Source organism: Shinella sp. GW821-FHT11G07 (assembly GCF_058808115.1).
In genome coordinates, this window is record NZ_JBXARJ010000042.1 from 1 (window position 1) to 815 (window position 815).

An 815-nucleotide genomic window follows, 5' to 3' on the forward strand; every position below is an offset into this window, starting at 1 on the left:
ACCGGCACGCCTGAAATCGCCGGCCTCAACACGATCCAGGCGCTGGAAATCATCCGCGGCTGCTGGGGCCTGAACCTCGTCGGCTGCGACCTCGTCGAAGTCTCGCCGCCCTACGATCCGTCCGGCAACACGGCGATCACCGCGGCGAACCTTCTCTTCGAAATGCTTTGCGTCCTCCCGGGCGTCAAGAGGCGATAAACAATGGCAGACACCCGGCTTACAACAGGCGAATATCTCGTCCGTCTCCTGGAATCCTACGGCGTCGAGCTGATCTTCGGCATTCCGGGGGTGCACACGGTCGAACTCTATCGCGGCCTGCCGGCCACGAAGATCCGCCACGTCACGCCGCGCCACGAACAGGGCGCCGGCTTCATGGCCGATGGCTATGCGCGCGTGACCGGCAAGCCGGGTGTCTGCTTCATCGTCACCGGCCCCGGCATGACCAACATCGCCACCGCCATGGGCCAGGCCTATGCGGATTCCGTGCCGATGCTGGTCATCTCCGCGGTCAATGCCCGCAACGAGCTCGCCATGGGCCAGGGCCGGCTGCACGAGTTGCCGTCGCAGCGCAACCTGGTGGCCGGCGTCAGTGCCTTCAGCCACACGCTGCTCGATCCCGCGCAACTGCCCGAAGTGATGGCGCGCGCCTTCACCGTCTTCAATTCGGCACGCCCGCGTCCCGTTCATATCGAAATCCCGCTCGACGTCATCGTGGCGCAGGCCGGGCATCTTTCGACGGACGCCTGGCCGCTGCCCGGCCGCGCCGCCGCCGATCCCACCAGCATCGCCAGGGCGGCAACGATCCTCAAGGCCGC

The 815-nt window shown here is 66.5% G+C and carries 2 protein-coding genes; both read left to right on the forward strand.

Annotated features, from left to right (window positions below; genetic code table 11):
* The coding region (locus AC1RT2_RS32170; protein ID WP_202402924.1) for an arginase family protein at window positions 1-198 on the forward strand (198 nt) is incomplete at its 5' end.
* 3 nt (window positions 199-201) lie between these two features.
* Window positions 202-815 (forward strand): thiamine pyrophosphate-binding protein (locus AC1RT2_RS32175; protein ID WP_493108501.1); only part of this gene is annotated, 614 nt, incomplete at its 3' end.